Source organism: Variovorax sp. PBL-H6 (assembly GCF_901827155.1).
GTDB lineage: Bacteria > Pseudomonadota > Gammaproteobacteria > Burkholderiales > Burkholderiaceae_C > Variovorax.
Genome location: NZ_LR594659.1, coordinates 2,613,220 through 2,631,845 on the forward strand (window position 1 = coordinate 2,613,220; position 18,626 = coordinate 2,631,845).

15 protein-coding genes are annotated in these 18,626 nt (G+C 68.4%); 1 reads left to right on the forward strand and 14 read right to left on the reverse strand.

What is annotated here, in order from left to right; translation table 11 throughout:
- Window positions 1-2: 2 nt before the first annotated feature.
- The 9 genes from G3W89_RS12390 to G3W89_RS12430 form a co-directional block, all read right to left on the reverse strand.
- On the reverse strand, window positions 3-2,555 hold the full coding sequence (locus G3W89_RS12390) for an FtsX-like permease family protein (protein WP_162574362.1): 2,553 nt from the start codon (window positions 2,553-2,555) through the stop codon (window positions 3-5).
- Between the two features lie 111 nt (window positions 2,556-2,666).
- Entirely contained in the window at window positions 2,667-3,182 is a 516-nt protein-coding gene (locus G3W89_RS12395) for a hypothetical protein (protein WP_162574363.1), read from the reverse strand.
- A complete protein-coding gene (locus G3W89_RS12400) occupies window positions 3,182-4,390 on the reverse strand; it encodes an AAA family ATPase (protein ID WP_162574364.1) in 1,209 nt (402 codons plus the stop codon). Before G3W89_RS12400 ends, G3W89_RS12395 begins: the two co-directional genes overlap by 1 nt.
- Before the next feature lie 185 nt (window positions 4,391-4,575).
- Complete coding sequence (locus tag G3W89_RS12405; protein ID WP_232076492.1) at window positions 4,576-5,826, reverse strand: RNA polymerase sigma factor; 1,251 nt, start codon at window positions 5,824-5,826, stop codon at window positions 4,576-4,578.
- Window positions 5,823-6,182: a YciI family protein gene (locus G3W89_RS12410; protein WP_162574366.1), complete on the reverse strand. Its 360-nt coding sequence runs from the start codon at window positions 6,180-6,182 to the stop codon at window positions 5,823-5,825. Before G3W89_RS12410 ends, G3W89_RS12405 begins: the two co-directional genes overlap by 4 nt.
- A gap of 112 nt (window positions 6,183-6,294) precedes the next feature.
- Window positions 6,295-7,617, reverse strand: a complete 1,323-nt coding sequence (locus G3W89_RS12415) for an amidase (protein WP_232076494.1) — start codon at window positions 7,615-7,617, stop codon at window positions 6,295-6,297.
- 74 nt (window positions 7,618-7,691) lie between these two features.
- Window positions 7,692-9,050, reverse strand: a complete 1,359-nt coding sequence (locus G3W89_RS12420) for an NAD(P)H-dependent oxidoreductase (protein ID WP_162574367.1) — start codon at window positions 9,048-9,050, stop codon at window positions 7,692-7,694.
- Between the two features lie 3 nt (window positions 9,051-9,053).
- Window positions 9,054-9,929: a phytanoyl-CoA dioxygenase family protein gene (locus G3W89_RS12425; RefSeq protein ID WP_162574368.1), complete on the reverse strand. Its 876-nt coding sequence runs from the start codon at window positions 9,927-9,929 to the stop codon at window positions 9,054-9,056.
- Complete coding sequence (locus tag G3W89_RS12430; protein ID WP_162574369.1) at window positions 9,926-10,615, reverse strand: GntR family transcriptional regulator; 690 nt, start codon at window positions 10,613-10,615, stop codon at window positions 9,926-9,928. Before G3W89_RS12430 ends, G3W89_RS12425 begins: the two co-directional genes overlap by 4 nt.
- A 132-nt stretch (window positions 10,616-10,747) precedes the next feature.
- On the opposite strand from G3W89_RS12430, the gene G3W89_RS12435 reads away from it, so the two are divergent.
- The gene (locus tag G3W89_RS12435; RefSeq protein WP_162574370.1) at window positions 10,748-11,167 is read left to right on the forward strand and encodes a DUF4189 domain-containing protein; all 420 of its coding nucleotides are present in this window, start codon (window positions 10,748-10,750) and stop codon (window positions 11,165-11,167) included.
- Window positions 11,168-11,191: 24 nt separating this feature from the next.
- On the opposite strand, the gene G3W89_RS12440 is transcribed toward G3W89_RS12435, so the two are convergent.
- The 5 genes from G3W89_RS12440 to G3W89_RS12460 all read right to left on the reverse strand — a co-directional run bounded on the left by G3W89_RS12440 (window position 11,192) and on the right by G3W89_RS12460 (window position 18,545).
- Window positions 11,192-12,151 carry a Bug family tripartite tricarboxylate transporter substrate binding protein gene (locus tag G3W89_RS12440; RefSeq protein ID WP_162574371.1) on the reverse strand — a complete coding sequence of 320 codons (960 nt, stop codon included), beginning with the start codon at window positions 12,149-12,151 and terminating at the stop codon, window positions 11,192-11,194.
- Between the two features lie 144 nt (window positions 12,152-12,295).
- Entirely contained in the window at window positions 12,296-13,483 is a 1,188-nt protein-coding gene (locus G3W89_RS12445) for a CaiB/BaiF CoA transferase family protein (RefSeq protein ID WP_162574372.1), read from the reverse strand.
- A 158-nt stretch (window positions 13,484-13,641) separates the two neighbouring features.
- Entirely contained in the window at window positions 13,642-14,553 is a 912-nt protein-coding gene (locus tag G3W89_RS12450) for a LysR family transcriptional regulator (RefSeq protein WP_162574373.1), read from the reverse strand.
- A 165-nt stretch (window positions 14,554-14,718) separates the two neighbouring features.
- Complete coding sequence (locus G3W89_RS12455; RefSeq protein ID WP_162574374.1) at window positions 14,719-16,335, reverse strand: alpha-amylase family glycosyl hydrolase; 1,617 nt, start codon at window positions 16,333-16,335, stop codon at window positions 14,719-14,721.
- Window positions 16,336-16,400: 65 nt separating this feature from the next.
- Window positions 16,401-18,545, reverse strand: coding sequence for a glycoside hydrolase family 3 N-terminal domain-containing protein (locus G3W89_RS12460; RefSeq protein ID WP_162574375.1), 2,145 nt, complete (start codon window positions 18,543-18,545; stop codon window positions 16,401-16,403).
- Window positions 18,546-18,626 lie beyond the last annotated feature (81 nt).

Consider the following 18,626-nt stretch of genomic DNA (forward strand, 5'->3'; position numbering starts at 1 on the left):
TGTCACCAGTCTTCCTTGACGGCCAGCACCGCGTCGCGAGAGGCTGCCGCGCGCCCGGCCAACCAGGCGGTGACGGTGCCGGCCGCCATCACCGCGACGCAGAGCGCGGCCAGGCGCACCCAGGGCACGAGCAGGTCCATCGTCCAGTGGAAGCTCTGCGGGTTGACCACATGCACCAGCACCACTGCGACCGCGAGCCCGAGCCCGAGGCCTGCCGCCGCACCGATGGCGGTCCACGCCGCGCCTTCGCCCGCCACCACCGCCAACACCTGCGCACGCGTGAAGCCAAGGTGCGCGAGCAGTCCGAACTCCTTGCGCCGCGCCAGCACCTGCGCGCTGAAGCTGGCCGCGATGCCGAACAGCCCGATCCCGATCGCCACCGCCTGCAGCCAGTAGGTGACGGCGAAGCTGCGGTCGAAGATGCGCAGCGAGGTCGCGCGCAGCTGGCCGACGGAGGCGATCTCGATCGGCTCGGCCGCGCCGAGCTCGCGCGCCGCCAATGCGCGCACGGCCTGCTGGACTTGCGCCTCGTTCGCGCCCGGCGCCAGCCAGAGCGCGATGTCGCTCACGCTGCGGTCGCCGGTGAGCCGCTCGAAGTCGCGCGCGTCCATCGTGATCGCACCGAACTGCCGCACGTAGTCGCGCCACACGCCGGCCACGAAGAAGCGCGCGCCGCTGCCGAAGGCGCGCTCCAGCGGCTCGAAGCGGGTGCCTGGCCTCGCGCCGTAGAGCTCGACCATCGCCTCGCTGACGTAGATGCCGACGGCATCCGCCGGCACCGGGTGCGCCGGGCCCACCAGCGGCAGCGAGCGCGACGCGTCTTCATCGAGGCTGCGCGATATCAGCGTGACCGAGGGCCGCGCCGGATCGAACAGCAGCGCGCGCGTGCGCAGTGTGCCGCTGCGCGCCACGCCCGGCAGCGCCGACAGGGCTTGCACCAAGCCTGGCGTGAAGGCCGCCTGCTCGCCGCCGACGGAGCCGCCACCGCCGCCGCTCGCACTGCGCACATAGAGATCGGCCGGCAGCACCACGTCGAGCCAGTGCGTCACCGACTCGCGGAAGCTCGCCACCATCACCGTGAGCGCGACCGCGAGACTGAGGCTCGCGACCACGCCGCTGACCGCCACTGCCGCCGTGGCGCGCATGCGCCGCGCCCGCTCGATCGCCAGCATCGGCAGCACGCGCCGGGCGAAGACCGGTGCCAGCCGGTCGTAGAGCAGCGCGATAAGCCAGGGCAGGGCCGCGATGCCGCCCACCAGCAGGAAGCCCACCGAGAGATACGCCGCGATCGGGATGCCGAAGACCGGCGGCGCCATGGCCAGCGCGATCCCGGCGGCGATCAGCAGCAGCGCCAGCTTGTGCGCGCCGCCCTGGGCGGGCGCCGCGCCCAGGCCCTTGAGCGTCTGTGCTTCGGGCAGCGCCTGCGCCGCGCGCGCGGGCCACCAGCCCCCAACCGCCGCCGCCAGCAGCCCCAGGCCGCCGTACAGCAGTGCCGGCCCCCAGCGCCAGCGCAGCGTCGGCGCGACACCCTCGAAGTAGCCGCCGCCAAGATCGCCACCCAGCACCCGCAGCCCGAAGGCGGCGAGCGCGGTGCCGAGTGCCAGCCCCGCGATGCTGCCGATCAGGCCAAGGCCGAGCGACTCGGCCAGCACCAGCCGCAGCCGCTCGCGCGGCGTGAGCCCGAGAACGCCCAGCAGCGCGAACTGCTGTGCACGCTTGGCCACGCTCAAGGCCAGCACCGAGAACACCAGGAAGGCGCCGGTGAACAGCGCCACCAGCGCCAGCACCGTGAGATTGACCCGGTAGGCCCGCGAGAGATTGCTCACGCGCTCGGCCGTGTCGCCCGGCTCGGCGATCTGGATGTTGGCGGGCCAGCCCGGCGACTCGCGCAGCGTGCGCATGAAGGCGGCGCGATCGGTGCCGGGCGCGAGCCGCAGGTCGATCCGGGTGAGCTGCCCTGCGCGGCCGAACAGGTCCTGGGCTGCGCCAATGTCCATGACCGCCAACGCGGCGCCACCCGCCGCAACCTGGCCGGCCACGCGCAGCTCGCGCGTCTGCGTGCCGATGCGCAGCGGCAACCGGGTCGCGTGTTCGCCGAGCGCGTTGCGAGCGGCCGCGTTGAGGAACACGGTGTCCGGCGCCAGCAGGGCGAAGCGATCAGCGCCGTTCGCCGGCTGCGGCATCAGCGCGGGCGCGATCGTGGGAAGCACCAGCGCATCCACACCGATCACGCGCAACGGCAGCCGGCGGGCATCGCTGGCCAGCGCCACGGCCTGCGTCTCCAGCACCGGGCTGGCAAGCTGGACCTGCGGGAGCTGCGCGACGCGGCCGAACAGGGACTCGTCGAAGGCGCCTTGCGCTGCGCGCAGCTCCAGATCGGGCTGGCCGTTGACCGAGCGCACCGCACTCGAGAACTCGTCGAGCGCCGACGCGTTGATCAGATGCACCGAGAAGGCCAGCGCCACACCGAGCATCACCGCCAGCACGGCCGCGGCGCTGCGCCAGGGATGGTGGCGGAGTTCCTGCCAGGAAAAAGTGCGGAGAAGGGCGCGCATCGGGATCGATTCTGCGCGCAGGCACAGGCGGCTTGGCCGACCACCTTCGAACTCCCGGAGGCGCCGACACCGCACCAAAGCGCGCTCATGCGCCGGCGCAGCGGGCGCTGTCTAGTTCCCGGTCAATTCAGCTACAAGCTGCCTTAGGACCGGGACGTCGTGTTGGGCGCGCATCAATGCGTCAAGTTCCCAGTGCTTGGCATACCAGCCGCGCATGCGCTCGTCGGACGCCGTCATCGCGAACACGCGCCTGAACAGCCGCTTATGCTGCTCCGTGCTGCGCTCACCTCCTCGGCCCGCGATTTGCAAGAGCACCGCCTCAAGGCACGGCGTGCACGGGATGACTGCAATTGCGCAGGTCTTCGCCTGCGCGCGTGCTGCCAGCGTCCAATCAGTGTCGGTGTCGAGCAGCACCAGCGTGCGCGTGTACTCGGTGCGCCGCGTGATGGAGGCGGCATAGTCAATTACCTGCGCCGCGCCCTTGCCGCCGGCATCACGCACCGTAACGGTAATCCCGCAGCTACGTGGCACATACAACGCGCCAAGGTGGTGCAGCAGGTGAACTTCCGACAGCCCTTCACCCACGGCCAGCACGGTATCAAGCAGCGGCCGCTTGTAGCGCGCCATCAGAGATGGGGCACCGCGCCGAGCGCGCCTGCCATGTACTTGCCGTAGAGGTTGTCGTTGCTCTTGAGGCCTCTTATTTCGTCACCGCGGTAGGCGGTGCTCATGCACTCGGTCTTTTCGACGAACAGCACCTGCGCCGGCTTGAGCAGCGACAGAACTTCAGGGCTTTGTACCGTGAACACCAGCTGCGCGCCATGCGGGTTCGTCTCTTCGCGATCGAACAGGCGCAGGATGGGCTCTACCATGTGCGGGTGCAATGTCGCGTCGAATTCATCGATCAGCGCCGGCGTGCCAGTGGCAAGCGCGTCCAGCAGATGGCGAAGCAGAACGAAGGCCGCGCGAGTACCTGCGGATTCCCATGCAAAGGGTAGATGGAAGGTATTCGTGCTGCTGTTGTGGATGCCTAAGGGGTAATAGGTCGGACGTTGCGGTGAGCCTCCCATCTTTGGGGATGGTGTAGTTGTCGTCTCCATTGCTACCAGTTCGACGTTGCTCAGGCCCAAGTCCAATTGCGTAAGCAGCTTTCGCGCCCTGTTCATGCTCTCCGGCGCCTGATGAAAGTGGTCCGCCGCTTCGGTGAGTGCTGTCCATTCGCTGCTGGCGTCGCCGGTTTTCAAGTTGCTCGTGATGCGAAAGCCTTGCAGGCCCGAGGCAACATCGAGGCCATACTGCCTCGCGACGCTGATGAAAGAGGCGTTGGGCCGCACCTTTGCCGCCTCGGAAGGAGGTAGGCGCCGTTCCACGCCGGGCTGCGAAACCACATACGCGCCAGCCTTGCTGTTCCACATGCGGGCGAATACGCTGCGTACGTTGCCCTGTATCGGCCGCTTGCGCAGCGTCTCTTGTTGCACCTGCGTCGTGGTCGTGACCAAGTTGTAGAACCATTGGGTGCCATCGTCGTCCACCAGTTCCAACTCAAAGCGCGAGGGCTCTTTCGTGTGCAGCATGTGCGGGTGGAACGGCAGCGGCGCTTCTGGGTCGGCGGCGAATGATTCGCGGATGAACCATGCGAGGAAGCTACCAGCCTTGAGTACCGAGGACTTGCCCGCACCGTTGGCCCCAACGATAGCAACGACAGTGGAGGCCCGCTGGCTTGTAAGCGCGTAGCGGTCCCAGCCGATCACGGGATCGCGCGTGCTGAGACGAAGGGACAAGTCCGTCTTTTCGACAAAACTGGCGAAGTTGGAAAACGAGAAACTGAGCAACATGCGCGGATAGTGCTCTTGTTTTAGGTGTTTGGGAGGAAATTCCTTCCCAAACTCTCAAAATTGCCGCTATCCAGCGTAGAGGCTTGCGGCCGAAAAGCGACACTGTGCGTCGTTCGCCCGCTCACCTCCGCAGCCACCCTATTGCGCTGGCTGGTTGGAAGGTCCCTTGAAAAGCATTGCCGGATTCAAAGCCGGCCGGCTTCCACAGCCAGATAGGCGCGCACCGCCGCGCTGGTACTGAGCCCCGCCGCACGCGCGTACGCCTGGCGCGCTGCCTCGCGTTCGCCGCTCGCGCCCAGGAGATGCGCCCGCGCGGCCCAAAAAGACTGATAGCTCGCCACTTCGTCCAGGGCCAACGCATCGAGCGCCTGCAGGCCTGCGGCCGGGCCCTCGGCCCGCGCCAGCGCGCAGGCCCGGCTCACGTGCGCGCCGGTGCTCGGACGCAGGGCGACCAGCCCGTCGTAGAGCGCCAACACGGCCTCGGGCGCGACCGGCGCGCCCAGGCGCCGGGCACAGTGCGCGGACTGGATCGCCGCCTCGATCTGATAGCCACCCAGCACACGCATGCCGGCAGCGCGTTGCAGGGCTTGCTCGGCTTGCGCGTGCATGCCGAGGTCCCAGCGGCCGCTGTCCTGCACATCGAGCGGCACATAGTCGCCACTGTCGCTGCGCCGGGCCGCGGCCCGGCTCTCGCAGAACAGCATCAGCGCCAGCAGGCCCAGCGGTTCAGGTTCTTGCGGCATCAGGCCGCAGAGGATGCCGCACAGGTCGATCGCCTCGCGCGTCAGGCCACGCTGTGCGTTGTCGGCGCCGTCAATGTCGTCCCACCCAGTGCCGTAGGCGGCATAGATGCCATCGAGCACATCTTGCAGGCGCTGCGGCAGGTTCTGGGTGCGCGGAAACTCGAAAGGGATGCGCGCGGCGCGGATGCGGGCCTTGGCGCGCACCAGGCGCTGGCCCAGCGTGGCCGGCGCGACCAGGAAGGCGCCTGCCATGCGCGCTGCGTCCAGGCCGAGCACAGTCTGCAACATGAGCGGCGTGCGCGCCACGGGGTCGATGGCCGGATGCGCGCAGACAAAGAAGAGGCGAAGGCGCTCGTCCGGCACCGCCTCGCCGCCGCTCGGGTCGGCGGCGAACTCGTCGGCCATGGTCAGCAGCGTCTGCACTGCCGCGTCCTGCACGCGGCTGTGGCGCCAGGCGTCGAGCACGCGGTTGCGCGCCACGCTCAGCAGCCAGGCCTCGGGCTGGCGCGGGATGCCCTCGGCGGGCCAGCGCTCGAGCGCGCGCGCGAAGGCGTCGGCCAGCGCATCCTCCGAGGCCGCGATGTCGCGCGTTCGTGCCGAGAGGATGGCAACCAGCCGCCCATAGGACTGGCGCGCGGCGCTCTCGGCTGCCGCATGCGCCTGCTGCGCCTCCGGGCGGGCAGGGGCCGTCACATCCCGGCAGGTGCGGTGAACACCGGGCGCACCTCCACGCCGCCCGTGGCGGCGCAGGGGGCGCGTGCCGCCCATTCGAGTGCAGCGTCGAGGTCCGGCACGTCGATCACGAAGTAGCCGCCCAGCTGCTCCTTGGTATCGGCGAAGGGGCCGTCCTGCACCTTGCGCTTGTCGCCGCGAACGCGCAGCGTGGTGCCGGTCATCGGCGGCTGCAGGCCGTGGCCGTTCTGCACGATGCCGGACTGGCGCACCGCGCCCACGTAGTCCATCCAGCTCGCGCGGTAGGCCTGCGCCTTGGCCTCGTCACGCTGGTCGAACTCGGACTGGGGTTGGTAGAACATCAGCATGTATTGCATGGGGAACCTCCGGAGGAGAGTATGTCGAGCAGGATCGCTCATCCCCATGACGTCTGGCAAGACGGCATTTCGACAGCAGCCCGTCGCCACAATTGCATGTGCCGGGTTGCGGTCAAGCCAAGTACGGTGCGTCTTGCGACCCGTTCGACAGGATGTGGTGGACGCGGGCGGCAACGGCCAGCAGATCGCGCTCGCGCTGCGGATGGCCGACCAGCTGCACGCCGATCGGCAGGCCCTGCGGCCCATGAAGGCCGGGCACGTTGACACAGGGCAGGCCAAGCAGGGTCCAGACGCGACTGAACACCGGGTCGCCCGTGGCGGTCAAGCCGACCGGGGCCTCTCCAGGCGCAGCGGGCACCAGCAGGGCGTCGAGGCCCTGCATCAGCGCGCCGACGGTGCGGCGGCCTTCGCCGGCCTGTGCCAGGGCCTGCCGGTAGTCGGCTTCGCTGCAGTCCCGCCCGTTCTGCAGCAGGCCGTGCAGCGCGGCGCTGAGCTGCTGCGGATGCAGCCGCCATTCGACATCGAGCTGGCGCGCGGCCTCGTAGGCCATCACGGTCTTCTGTGCATTCAGCAGCCCCGCCGCGGCAGCGGGCAGGGCAACATCGCGCAGGCTGGTGCCGGCCGCGCCCACGAGCATGACGGCCTGCCCGAAGGCCGCAATGCCACCGGCATCCGCCGACGGCCACTCGTGGGTGCGGCACACGCCGAGGCGCAGCGCGTTCGGCGCGGGCCGCTGCAGCGGCACGAAAGGAGTGCCTTCCATCGCGCAGCGCATCAGCTCCAGGTCGTCCGCGCTGCGCGCCAGCCAGCCGAGCGTGTCCAGCGAAGGCGAGAAGGGCTTGATGCCCTCCATGCTGGCGGCGCCGAAGCCGGGCTTGAGCGCGAACACGCCGCAGTACGAAGCGGGACGGATGAGCGAGCCCGCAGTCTGCGTGCCGAAGGCGATCGGCACCATGCCGTCGGCCACGGCTGCTGCAGAGCCGCTGGATGAGCCACCCGGCGTGTGCGCCGGGTTGCGCGGATTGGCCGTGGGGCCGGGCTGAAAGTAGGCGAACTCGGTGGTCACGGTCTTGCCGATGACGACGGCGCCAGCCGCGCGAACCGTGGCGACGCAGCGCGCGTCCGCGGCGGGCCGGAAGCCTTCGTAGATCGGCGAACCGTAGCGGGTGGGCAGGTCCGCGGTGGCGATGATGTCCTTGACACCGACCGGTACACCGCCGAGCAGGCCGGGCCGGCCGCGGGCATCGAATGCGCGTGCAGCGGCCAATGCGCCCTTGGCATCGAGGTGCTGCCAGGCATGGATTTGCGGCTCGCGCTCGGCGATGCGTTCGAGCGCGGCACGGGCCACCGCCTCGGCGTTCACTTCGCCCCGGGCAAGCGCCTGGCGCAGCGCTACGGCCGTCATCCGCGAATAGCCGTTCGTGTCAATGTTCATGCAAGCACTCCCTCGGCGCGCAGCGCGCAGCATCGACCATCACCTCGCGCCTCTCCACGTCCACTGCGTGAAGATCAAGCAGCCTTCGCTCGCTCCGGCGCAAACATCGCTTCCATCTCCTGCCGCAGCTTGTACGCCTGCGTGGTGGTGTCCATCGCCACATCATCCCAGCAAAGGCTCTGCCCCTTCCTCACCGGCCGCACCAGCTTCACGTTGTGCGCAAGCCCGAGCGGCAACCCGCCGAGCCGCATCGAGCGCTCGGCGGGCAGCAGCTTGCCCCACACCGTGTAGCCGCCTTCGCCGTCGAGCGTTTCGCCAGCGGCGAGGTCGCGCTTGGCGGTAGCCACCACGTCCGCATTCCAGCAGGTCGCCACCCCGGTGGGCTCGCCGCGCAGCGCCACGCTCGCGACCGAGACGCCGACCTCCAGGCCGATCAGGTGCCAGCGCTTGTAGAGCGTGAAGTAGCGCCCGCTCGGGTCGGTGTGGGCGTTGTATTCCTCGAAGCAGTTCCTGATGTACTCGGTCTCGCCTTCCACCGTGACCCACACGCCCATGCGGATGTCGTAGGGAATGCGCCGGCCGTCGGGCTCCAGCGACGAGACCACCTCCACCATGCCCTTGCGCTCGAGCACGCCGCCCTCGCTCCTCGGCCGGGTGACGAAGGGGATGTCCTCCACGCTCGCCGGCGGATAGAGCAGGCCGTCCGAAGGGACACCGAGCCCGGTCGCATTGGCCACCGCCGCGCTCTCGATCGAAGGCTTGGAACCATCGAGGAAGCTGTTGAACATCTTGGGGTTGAGCCCGCCGCGCTTCGCCTGCTCGGGCGTGAGGCCGTAGTGGCCCCACACCGTCTCGGGCGTGGACTCGCTGAAATGCGGCAACCACTTGTGGCCGCGACCGGCCGCCACCACCGGGAAGCCGCAGGTGCGCGCCCAGTCGACCAGGTCGCAGATCAGCGCCGGCTGGTCGCCAAAGGCGAGCGAATACACCACGCCCGCCTCATGCGCGCGATGCGCGAGAAGCGGGCCGCAGAAGGCATCGGCCTCCACCGTCACGTTGACCACGTGCTTGCGGTGCGCGAAGGCATCGAGGCAGTGCTCGACCGCGGCCACCGGGTTGCCGGTGCACTCGACGACGATGTCGATGGAAGGCTCGCGGGTCACGGCCTGCCAGTCATCGGTGATCCAGGTCGTGCCGCTGCGCAGTGCTTCTTGCGCAGAGCCGGCGGCGAAACGCTCGGTGTTCCAGCCCACGCGTTCGAGGTTGGTGCGCGCCGCATCGGGCGAGAGGTCGGCGATGGCCACCAGTTGCACGCCGGGCGTGCGCGGGATCTGCGCCAGGTACATCGCGCCGAACTTGCCGGCGCCGATCAGGCCGATGCGCACCGGCTTGTTCTCGGCGGCGCGCTGCTGGAGTCGTTGATGCAGGCTCATCGCTCAGGCCGCCACGGTGTCGATGTTTTCGAGCGAGGTGCGCAGCGCGCTGTCGGGCAGGCCATCCTTCCACGGCGTCTCGACAGGGCAGGGCTTCAGCAGGCAATCATCACGCAGCAGCGCGATGGGCGTGAAGTCGCGGTGCGCAATGTACTCGGGCCGCTTGAAGCGCCGGATATGGTTGCTGACCGCGCACAGGCTCAGGTACACCGCCACGCGGTTGAAGGGCGAGAGGTTGCTGCCCGAGGCATGCACCAGGCAGCTGTGGAACAGGATCATCGAGCCGGCGGGCCCCTTGGGCGCGACGATGCCGCCGTGCTTGCCGCCGGCGCGATCCACGAGCTGCCGGATCAGCGCGTGGTCGATGGTCCACAGCGGATAGCTCGTGGTCGTGAGGTCGTGCTGCGCCTCGATCACGCCCTTGCGATGGCTGCCGGGGATGAACATCAGCGGGCCGTTGAACTCGCTCACGTCGTCGAGGAAGATGGCCACGTTCATTGCACGTTCCGTCGGCATCAGGTCGTCGTTGAGCCAGGTGCCGTAGTCCTGGTGCCACTGCCAGACGTCGCCCTCGAAGGCCATCTTGCCGTTGATCTTGAACTGGTGCATGTAGACCTCTTCCTCGAAGAGGTCCATCACCGGGCCCACCATGCGCGGATGGCGCGCCAGCCGCGCGAAGGGCTCGCTGATCAGGTGGGCTGCAAAGTTGGTGCGCACCGCGTCCGAGCCCTTCTCGCGCACGTTGAAGGCCTCGCGCCGGCTGTAGAGCGCGGGCACCGCGTCGGTCAACACTCTCGTTTCTTCGGGGGTGAAATGGCCAGGGAAGAAGAGGTAGCCGTCGTGCTCGAACTGCACGCGCTGCTCGGGGGTGAGTTTCATGCGGTGTTTCCTTGGTGGGCGTTGGCGGAAAGACGTTCGGCCAGGCGTGCGCCGAGCGTCCGGGCGGCCTGTGTGACATGCGCCTCGCTGAGCCGCGCGGCCCGGTCGGCATTGCCGGCCGCGATGGCATTCGCGATGGCCTCGTGCTCGTCCCACAGCGACTCGCGCTGCGGCACGGACTGCAGCACCGCGCCCATCGCCCGGCGCAGGTGGTGCCAGTGCTGGTCGGCGCTCTGCGCAATCAGCGGGTTGCCGGAGGCGGTGTAGATGGCGTGATGGAAGGCGGCATCGGCATCGATCATGGCCTCCACGCTGCGGCCGCGCGCCGCACGGCGGCCGCGCTCGATCAGCTTCGGGTCGATGCGATGGCGCTGCGCCGCGGCGAGCCGCGCCGCCAGCACGTCGAGCGCGCCGCGCACCTGGTAGACCTTGTGCATCCACTCGACGTCGAGCGGCGCCACCAGCAGGCCACGGCCAGGCGCGTCGAGCACGAAGCCGTCTTTCTTCAGCAAGCGAAGTGCCTGCAGCACCGGCTGGCGCGAGACGGCCAGCCGCCGGGCCAGGTCTTCCTGCGTGATGCGCTCGCCCGGCGCCAGCGAGCCGCTGCTGATCGCGTCGTGCAGGGCGCGGTAGACCTGGTCGACGAGGTCGGGGGCGGCGGCGATCTGGAGCAGCTTGGCGGGCACGGTCTTGATGTCTGAACTCTGTATACAGAGTACGATGCTTGCCGAAGCCTGGTGCTAGGGATTTACGCTAGCGTCCGGTCCGCAGCGCCTCCGGCGACCGCACCCGGGCACTGCTTCAAAATGGCCTCCTCCATGAACTTGCACTCATACGCTGTCCGCGTGCTCGGCGCGCTCGCGCTGCTGGCATGCTGCGACCCGAGCGGCATTGCAGTACGTCCTGCCCATGCCGAGCCATCCCGTGGCGAGAGCTGGGGAGCCATTGCCTCCATCGAGGGCTGGTACGGCTACGCCGTCAACTTTCCGTCCCGCGGCGCGGCGGAGCTTGCCGCGCGTGCCCGGTGCGACCGTGCCGCGGGCCGTCCGGGGACTTGCGTGGTCCGCACCTACTTCGATCGCTCCTGTGGCGCGCTCGCCAAGGGCAACTACGGAGAGTGGGGCACCGCCGTCGCCGCCACGCCGAACGAAGCTGGCAAGGTGGCAGCCGGGCAGTGCGAAACCCACTTGCCGACCGAGCCCTGCAAGGTCGTCGTCAGCGTGTGCTCGCCGGGCTGAGCGGGAGCTGCCTCGGCCGCTTGCTCAATGCGCCTGCTTCGGCAAGTTGAGGCTCTGGAGCAGCGGCACCCAGCGATTGAATTCGATGTCGACGAACTTCGCCAGTTCCTCCGGGGTGCCGCCGCGCGGCTCCATGCCGATGGCCCTGGCGCGTTCGACGAATTCCGGATCGGCGATCACCTGGTTGACGGCGCGGTTCAGGCGCTGGATCGCTTCCTTCGGGGTGGCGGAGGGGACCGACAGCGAATACCAGAGGACGGCCTCGAGGTCGTAGCCCTGTTCCTTGAAGGTCGGTGCATCCGGCACCTGGGGCATCCTCTTGCTGTCCATCACGCCCAGGACCCGGAGCTTGCCGCTGCGCACATGCGGCAGGGAACCGGTGATGGAGGTTCCGTGGATGTCGATCTCGTTGCCCAGCAGCGCCTGGACTGCGGGAGCATCGCCGTTGAAGGGGATGTGGGTCGTGCTGAAGCCGTTGGTCTTCTCGAAGCTGAGAGGCGCGAGGTTGGTCAGGATGGCCGCACCCGGCGAGCCCCGGTTGATCTTGCCGGGGTTGGCCTTGGCGTAGGCAACCATTTCCCGGATGTTCTTGTAGGGCAGGTCGGACCGGCCGACGATGATCGCCGGCTGGTAGGCAATCTGCGAGACCGGCGCGAAGTCCTTCTTGGGGTCGTAGGGCAGCTTGTCGTAGAGGATCGTGTTGTTGGCGAGTGTCCCCAGCGACGACACCAGCACCGTATTGCCGTCCGGCCGGGACCGCGCCACGTAGTCCGCGGCGACGATGCCGCTGGCGCCCGGCCTGTTGTCGATGATGACCTGGGTTCCCCGCTTGTTGAGCTCGGCCGCAAGGATGCGCACGTACTGGTCGGTGCCGCCACCGGCGGCGAAGGGCACGACGATCCTGATGGGCTGCTGCGCCTGGGCCAGGCCCAAGGTGGCGAAGAGTCCGAACAACACGCCGGAAACGAACTTCCGATAACTCACTTTAGTCTCCTGTTGGCTCTTGGAATGGCAAGGAAGGCAATCGAAATCGAAACCCAGTCTATGGCCGCACGCGCGGCGTGGACGTGCAGGAAATGAAAAGCACCTTTGTACGGCGCGCACGCGGGGGTTGCTGGCGCGCAGGCATCAGCCGAGGACCACGCCGTCGGCCTGCAGGGCTGCGATTTCCCCGGATCCGAATCCTGCATCGCGCAGCAACTCCTGCGTATGCGCCCCGTGGGCCGGGGCAGCCTGCGTGGGGCGGCGCGGCGTGTCGGCCAGCTCGTACGGCAAGCCGAAGCTGGGATAGCCCGGCCGGCCGCCGTTCGGCGCTGCCTCGATCACCATGCGGCTCGAACGAAAGTCCTCGCCTGCCAGCGTTTCGCTGTAACTGCGCACCACCCCGACCACGATGTTGTTGCGCGTGAGCAGGTCCACGCAATCCCGGGTGCTGAAGAGCGAGAGACGGCTGCCCACGGCCTCCTTCATGGCCGGGCGGTTGCACACCCTCAGCTCATTGGTGAGGAAGCGCGCGTCGCTCGCCAGCTCGGGGCAGCCGATGCTTTCGCACAGCCGTATCCAGTGCGATTGAACGTAGGCCGAGACCACCACCATGCCATCGCGGGTGTGGAAGATGTCCGCCGCAGGGGCGTTCATCGGCTGGCCATCGCCGCTGCGGGTGGGCTCGACGCCGCGCACCATGTAGTCGCTCCAGTTCGTCGACTGCAGGTTGAGTGCCACCTCCAGCAGCGAGACGCGGACGGTCTCGCCGATGCCGGTGCGCTCGCGCCGGAACAGGGCTGCGAGGGTGGCCTGTGCCGCCACCTGCACGGTCGCGGCATCGATGATGGTGGCGCCGACCTTCTGCGGCAGCCCCTCGGGTTCGCCGGTGACGGACATCATTCCGCTTTCGGCCTGCGCGGCGATGTCGTAGCCGGGGCGGTCGCGCGAAGGAGCGTCCGTGGGGAAGCCCGAGATCGACACGTGGATCAGGCCGGGGTGCCGGGTACGCAGGGCCTCCGCGCCCAGGCCAAGGGCCTCGGCGGCGCCCGGCCGCAGGTTCTGCACCAGCACGTCGGCCGCTGCGACCAGGCGCAGGGCGATCTCCTGGCCCCGCGGCTGGCGCAGGTCGAGCGCGATCGACTTCTTGCCGCGGTTGTAGGCCCGCAGCATGGCCTCGCCGAAGTGTCCCGTGTGGCGCGCCATGTCGCCTTCCATCGACTCGATCTTCACCACCTCGGCGCCGAGATCGCCGAGCGTCATGGCGGTGCCGGGGCCCGCGATGTAGTTGCCGAGTTCGATGACGCGGATGCCGTGCAGGGGTGGAAGAGGCATGGATCTGTCGTTCATCCGCGGACTCTAGGATCGCGCGGCGAGGTGCGGAAAGCAGGAACTGCAAAGCAGCTTTGCACGTTGGCGCTGATCGTCTGGATCGCGCCGTATCCCGCCGTCGGCACGGCACGGCATAGGCATAGAAGCGCTGAGCCAGCGCTTCAGCCGGCGTCGTCTTCGCGTAGCGCCTCGGCGATGAAGTCGACGAAGGCGCGCACCTTGAAGGGCAAGGTGCGGCTCTGGCGGAACACCGCGTAGATGCCATTGGAGAAGGCGCGCACTGCGAACCGGTGCTCGGGCAGGAGGCGCACCAGCGAACCGTCCTGGAGGCAGCTGCGGATGGTGGGCTCCGACAGCAGCGCGATGCCCATGCCGCCGATCGCAGCCAGCCGCAGCAGTTCGCCATTGTTCGAGCTGAGCACGCCGTGGATCGCCAACGCCTGCTGCTCACCGTGTTCGTCGATGTATTTCCAGGTCGTGGCCTCCTGCTCTCGGCGGTAGGTGAGGCATCGCACCTGCGGCAGGTCGGTCGGGTGCCGGATGCGCGGGTGCGCCTTGACGAAGGAGGGGCTGGCCACCAGCACCTCGTCGCTGCTGAGCAGCCGCTTGATCACGAAGCTCGAATCGTTGGACTCGCCGGTGCGGATATCGATGTCGAAGTCCTGCTCCACGAGGTTGACGGGGTGTTCGGAGAGCTCGATCTCCACATGGATGTCGCGGTACTGCTGGGCGAAGCGAGGCAGCAGCGGCGCGATCACACGCAAGCCGATCTGGGTTCGCGAGTGGATGCGCAGCCGCCCCTCGGGCCGCAGCTTGGAATTGCGCGCCGCTTCCTCGGCCTCTGCCATCTTCTCCAGCACCACCTCCGCCCGCTGCAGGAAGGCCTGCCCGCTCTCGGTGACCTTGAGCTTGCGGCTGGTGCGGTCGACCAGTTGCGCACCGAGCTCTTCCTCCAGCGCACTGATGCGGCGGGAGATCGTCGCGGGAGACAGGCTGAGGCTGCGCGCGGCGGCCGAGAGGCTGCCCTTGCGCGCGGTGATCACGAACATCCGCAGGGTGTCGAGCGCCTTCATCTAAAGATGCCAGGAAGGTAGGCGTAGCCGGGTGCCCCGCAGCGGCACCTCGTTCCCATGATTTCGCCGCGCGACTTTTCCGGCAAAGGGCCCGGCGAAGGATTTCGGACTTTTCATTTCTGATGCAGCTGCGAAACAAACATGGGACCTCCTGCCGGATTGCTCTCAAGGCTGACCGACAACAACGCCTTCGTGCGGTTCCAGTAGCAGCGTCCCTTTTTCAATCCGCTCGGCGCGTGCGGGATCCGTGGACGCCAGCACGATCGACCGGTCCGGCAGCAACGCAGGCGGCAAGGCGGCCGTGGTCGCGCCGAAGTTCAGCGCCACCACCACCCGTTGCCCCTCGAAGGTGCGCGCATACGCCAGCACCTCCTCTTCGCTTTCCAGGGCCTCGTAGCTGCCCCGGTTCAGCGCCGGCTGCGCGCGGCGCAGTGCGATGAGCCGCCGATAGAGCGTCAGCATGGATGCTGGGTCGCGCGCCTGCGATTCGACGTTGCGCTGGCGCCAGTCGTCCGCCAGCCGCAGCCACGGGGTGCCGGTGGTGAAGCCTGCCTGCGGTGCGCTGCTCCACTGCATCGGCGTGCGCCGCGGATCGCGGCCCAGGCCCCTGCCGGGCTCGTTCTTCTCGAACGGGTCCTGCACTTCCTCTGGAGGGATGGCAACGTCGGTCATGCCGATCTCGTCGCCATAGTAGAGCGTGGGTGTGCCGCGCAACGTGAGCAGCAGCATGGCCGCCAGCCGCGCCATCTGCGGTCCGACGCGGCTCGCGATGCGGGGCTTGTCGTGATTGCCCAGCACCCAGTTCGGTGCGGCGCCGGCAGGCAAGGCGGCTTCGTAGTCGCGCACCAGGCCGTCGATGTGCCGGGCCTGCCATTCCGCCCCGATCAACTGAAAGTTGAAAGGCAACTGCACGCCTTCGAGCACGCCGTCGGCATTGAGCCCGTAGAAAGCGACCAGGCGCAACAGCGGCAGGTAGAGCTCGCCCACCAGCACGCGCGATGACGCCGCATCGCTGAAGGCATCGACCACGCGCCGCATCTCCGCCACGACCTGCTGCATTTCCGGCTGGTCCGTGGAGTAGAGCGGAATCAAGCGCAGTGAAGGAAACTGGCCGGGGAGGAAGTCCGGGTTGGGCGGGTTGTCACGGAACTGCGCGTCCTTGACGAGGTCGGAGAGCACGTCGACGCGAAAGCCGTCGACGCCGCGCCGCAACCAGAAGCGCAGCACCTCGTACATCGCGGCGCGCACCTCCGGGTTGCGCCAGTTGAGGTCAGGCTGTTCCTTCAGGAAGGAATGGCAGTAGTACTGCCCGGTGGCAGGGTCAAGCGTCCAGGCCGGGCCGCCGAAGTTGCTGAGCCAGTTGTTGGGCGGGCCGCCATCGGGCGCCGGGTCGCGCCACAGGTACCAGTCACGCCGCGGATTGCCGCGCGCGCTGCGGCTCTGCATGAACCAGGGATGCTGGTCGGACGTATGGTTGGGCACGAAGTCGAGGATCAGCTTGAGTCCCCGCGCATGAACCTCGCCGACCAGTGCATCGAAGCTGGCCAGTGTGCCGAAGCGCGGATCAATGTCGCAATAGTCGGAAATGTCGTAGCCGAAATCCGCCATCGGCGAGGGAAAGATCGGCGAGATCCAGATGGCGTCTACACCGAGGGCGACCAGATGATCGAGCCGCGCGCGGATGCCGTCGAGGTCGCCGATGCCGTCGCCGTTGCTGTCCTGGAACGACCTCGGGTAGACCTGATAGACGATGCCGTGCCGCCACCAGTCGTCTGCGGACATCTTCAACCTTTCAATTCAGCGAATGCCGTTCTGGCGTACGGGCGTACCGGCGTCATGCCAGGCGTTCAATACAGCTCGATGCTCTGGCACAGCAACCCTGTTTGCACGGCACTCGGTCCGGCAAGGATCTCGACCTCGCCCGCCTCGAACATGGGCTGCAGGTCCGGCCCGAGGTGGCGCAGCTCGGCTGCGGGCAACGCCAGCTTCACCGAGCCGGCTTCGCCCGGCATCAACCGCAGCTTGGCGAAGCCCTTCAGCTCCAGCAGCGGCCGGGTGACGCGGCTCAGCTTGTGGCGAACGAACAGGAAGACAGTCTCTTCGGCCTCGCGCCCACCCAGGTTGCGCAGGCTGACGCTGATCGCAAGCCGGTCCTGTTCGCGCACGCGCCGCGGTTCGACCTGAAGCTCGTCGTACTGAAACCGGCCGTAGGTCAAGCCGTGACCGAAGGCATACAGCGGTGTGTTGTCGACGTCCTGGTACTTGCTCGTGTAGTAGTCGGCGGGATTCATCGGCCGGCCGGTGGGACGCTGGCCGAAAAAGATCGGCACCTGCCCAATCGCGCGCGGCCAGCTCATCGTCGTGCGACCGCCTGGCGATAGGCGTCCGGTGACCACGTCGGCAATCGCATGGCCGGCTTCGACGCCGAGGAACCACGCAGCCAGCAGCGCATCGACGTGTTCTGACAGCCAGGGCACGACGAGCGGACGGCCCGAAAAAAGGATCGCGATGACGGGAATGCCCAGCGTGCGTGCACGGGCCGTCACCGCTTCGGCCAGGGCCTGTTGCCGGCCGGGAAGGGCGGGCGTGGCGCGGCTCGCTGCCTCGCCGCTCATCGGCGCGCGCTCGCCCAGGCACAACACCACCGCATCCGCGCCGTCGCACAGCAGGGTGGCGGCTTCGATGCCGCTGTCGTCGGCATCCTCGATGGCGACGCCGCTCGCATGGCGGATGTCGGTCTGCGGCAGCGCGGCACGCAGGCCGGCCAGCACGCTGACGGCCGGCTCGTGTTCGCCGGCACCCCACCACGGGCCTTTCATTTCGGTGCTTGCGTCAGCCAGCGGGCCGATGACGCACAGTGTCTTCGCGCCCGCAGCCAAGGGGAGGGCGTCGCGCTCGTTCTTCAGCATGACGATCGCCTTGCCCGCAACCTCGCGCGCCAGCGCGTGCCGCTCGGCGACCGCCGCCGCGGGCTCCGGTGTCGCACCCCGGCGGTAGGGGTCGTCGAACAGGCCGAGCTGCTCCTTGAGCCGCAACACGCGGCGCACGCACGCGTCGATCTCCTCGAGGGTCACCCGGCCCTGCTCGAGCGCGATCGGCAGGCCCTTGCGATACGCGTCGGCCATCATGTCGATATCGACGCCGGCCTTCAGCGCCAGCACCGCGGCGTCGGCCAGATCGGCGGCCACTCCGTGCTTGATCAATTCCCCGATTGCGTTGTAGTCGCTGACGATGACGCCGTCGAAGCCCATCTCGCCGCGCAGCCAGTCGCGCAGCAAGGGGACGTGCGCCGTCATCGGCACGCCGTTGAGGTCGGTGAAGGCCGGCATCACGGTCGCGACGCCGGCGCGGACCGCCGCCGCGAAGCCCGGAAGATGCACCTCGCGCAAGGTGCGCTCGGAGATGTCCACGGCGGCGTACTCCCGCCCCGCGGTGACCGCGCCGTATGCGACGAAATGCTTTGCACAGGCGGCCAGCGATTCGGCCGACGACAGCTCGGCGCCCTGGAAGCCGCGGACCTTGGCCTGCGCGATGCGCGCGTTGAGCCACGGGTCTTCGCCCGGGCCTTCCGCGGTGCGGCCCCAGCGGGGATCGCGCGAGACGTCGAGCATCGGCGCGAACGTCATCGCCAGGCCGTCGGCCGCGCCTTCACGCGCGGCCTCGCGCGCCGTGCGCTCCCAGATGGCTTCGTCGAAGATGCCCGCCTCCGCGGGAGGGATCGGAAAGAGCGTGCGGTGGCCGTGGATGATGTCCAGGCCGATCAGCAGCGGAATCCCGAGGCGCGACTTCTCGACGGCCAGCCGCTGCATCTCGTGCACGGGCCCGGCACCGACCATGTTCAGCAGATTGCCGACGGTGCCGTCGATGATCGATTGGGTAGAGTCCCCCGCGAGGACCGGTCCGGTGACCGTGTAGCTGGACGCAGTCATCGTCAGCTGGCCCAGCTTTTCGGACAGCGTCATCCGCGCCATGAGGGTATCGATACGACTCATCGGAGAACTCCAGAATGGGACCCAGGGGGCTCAATAATGGCATGCTGCGGGGGATGCGTGACGCACCCCGTCGACGAAAGG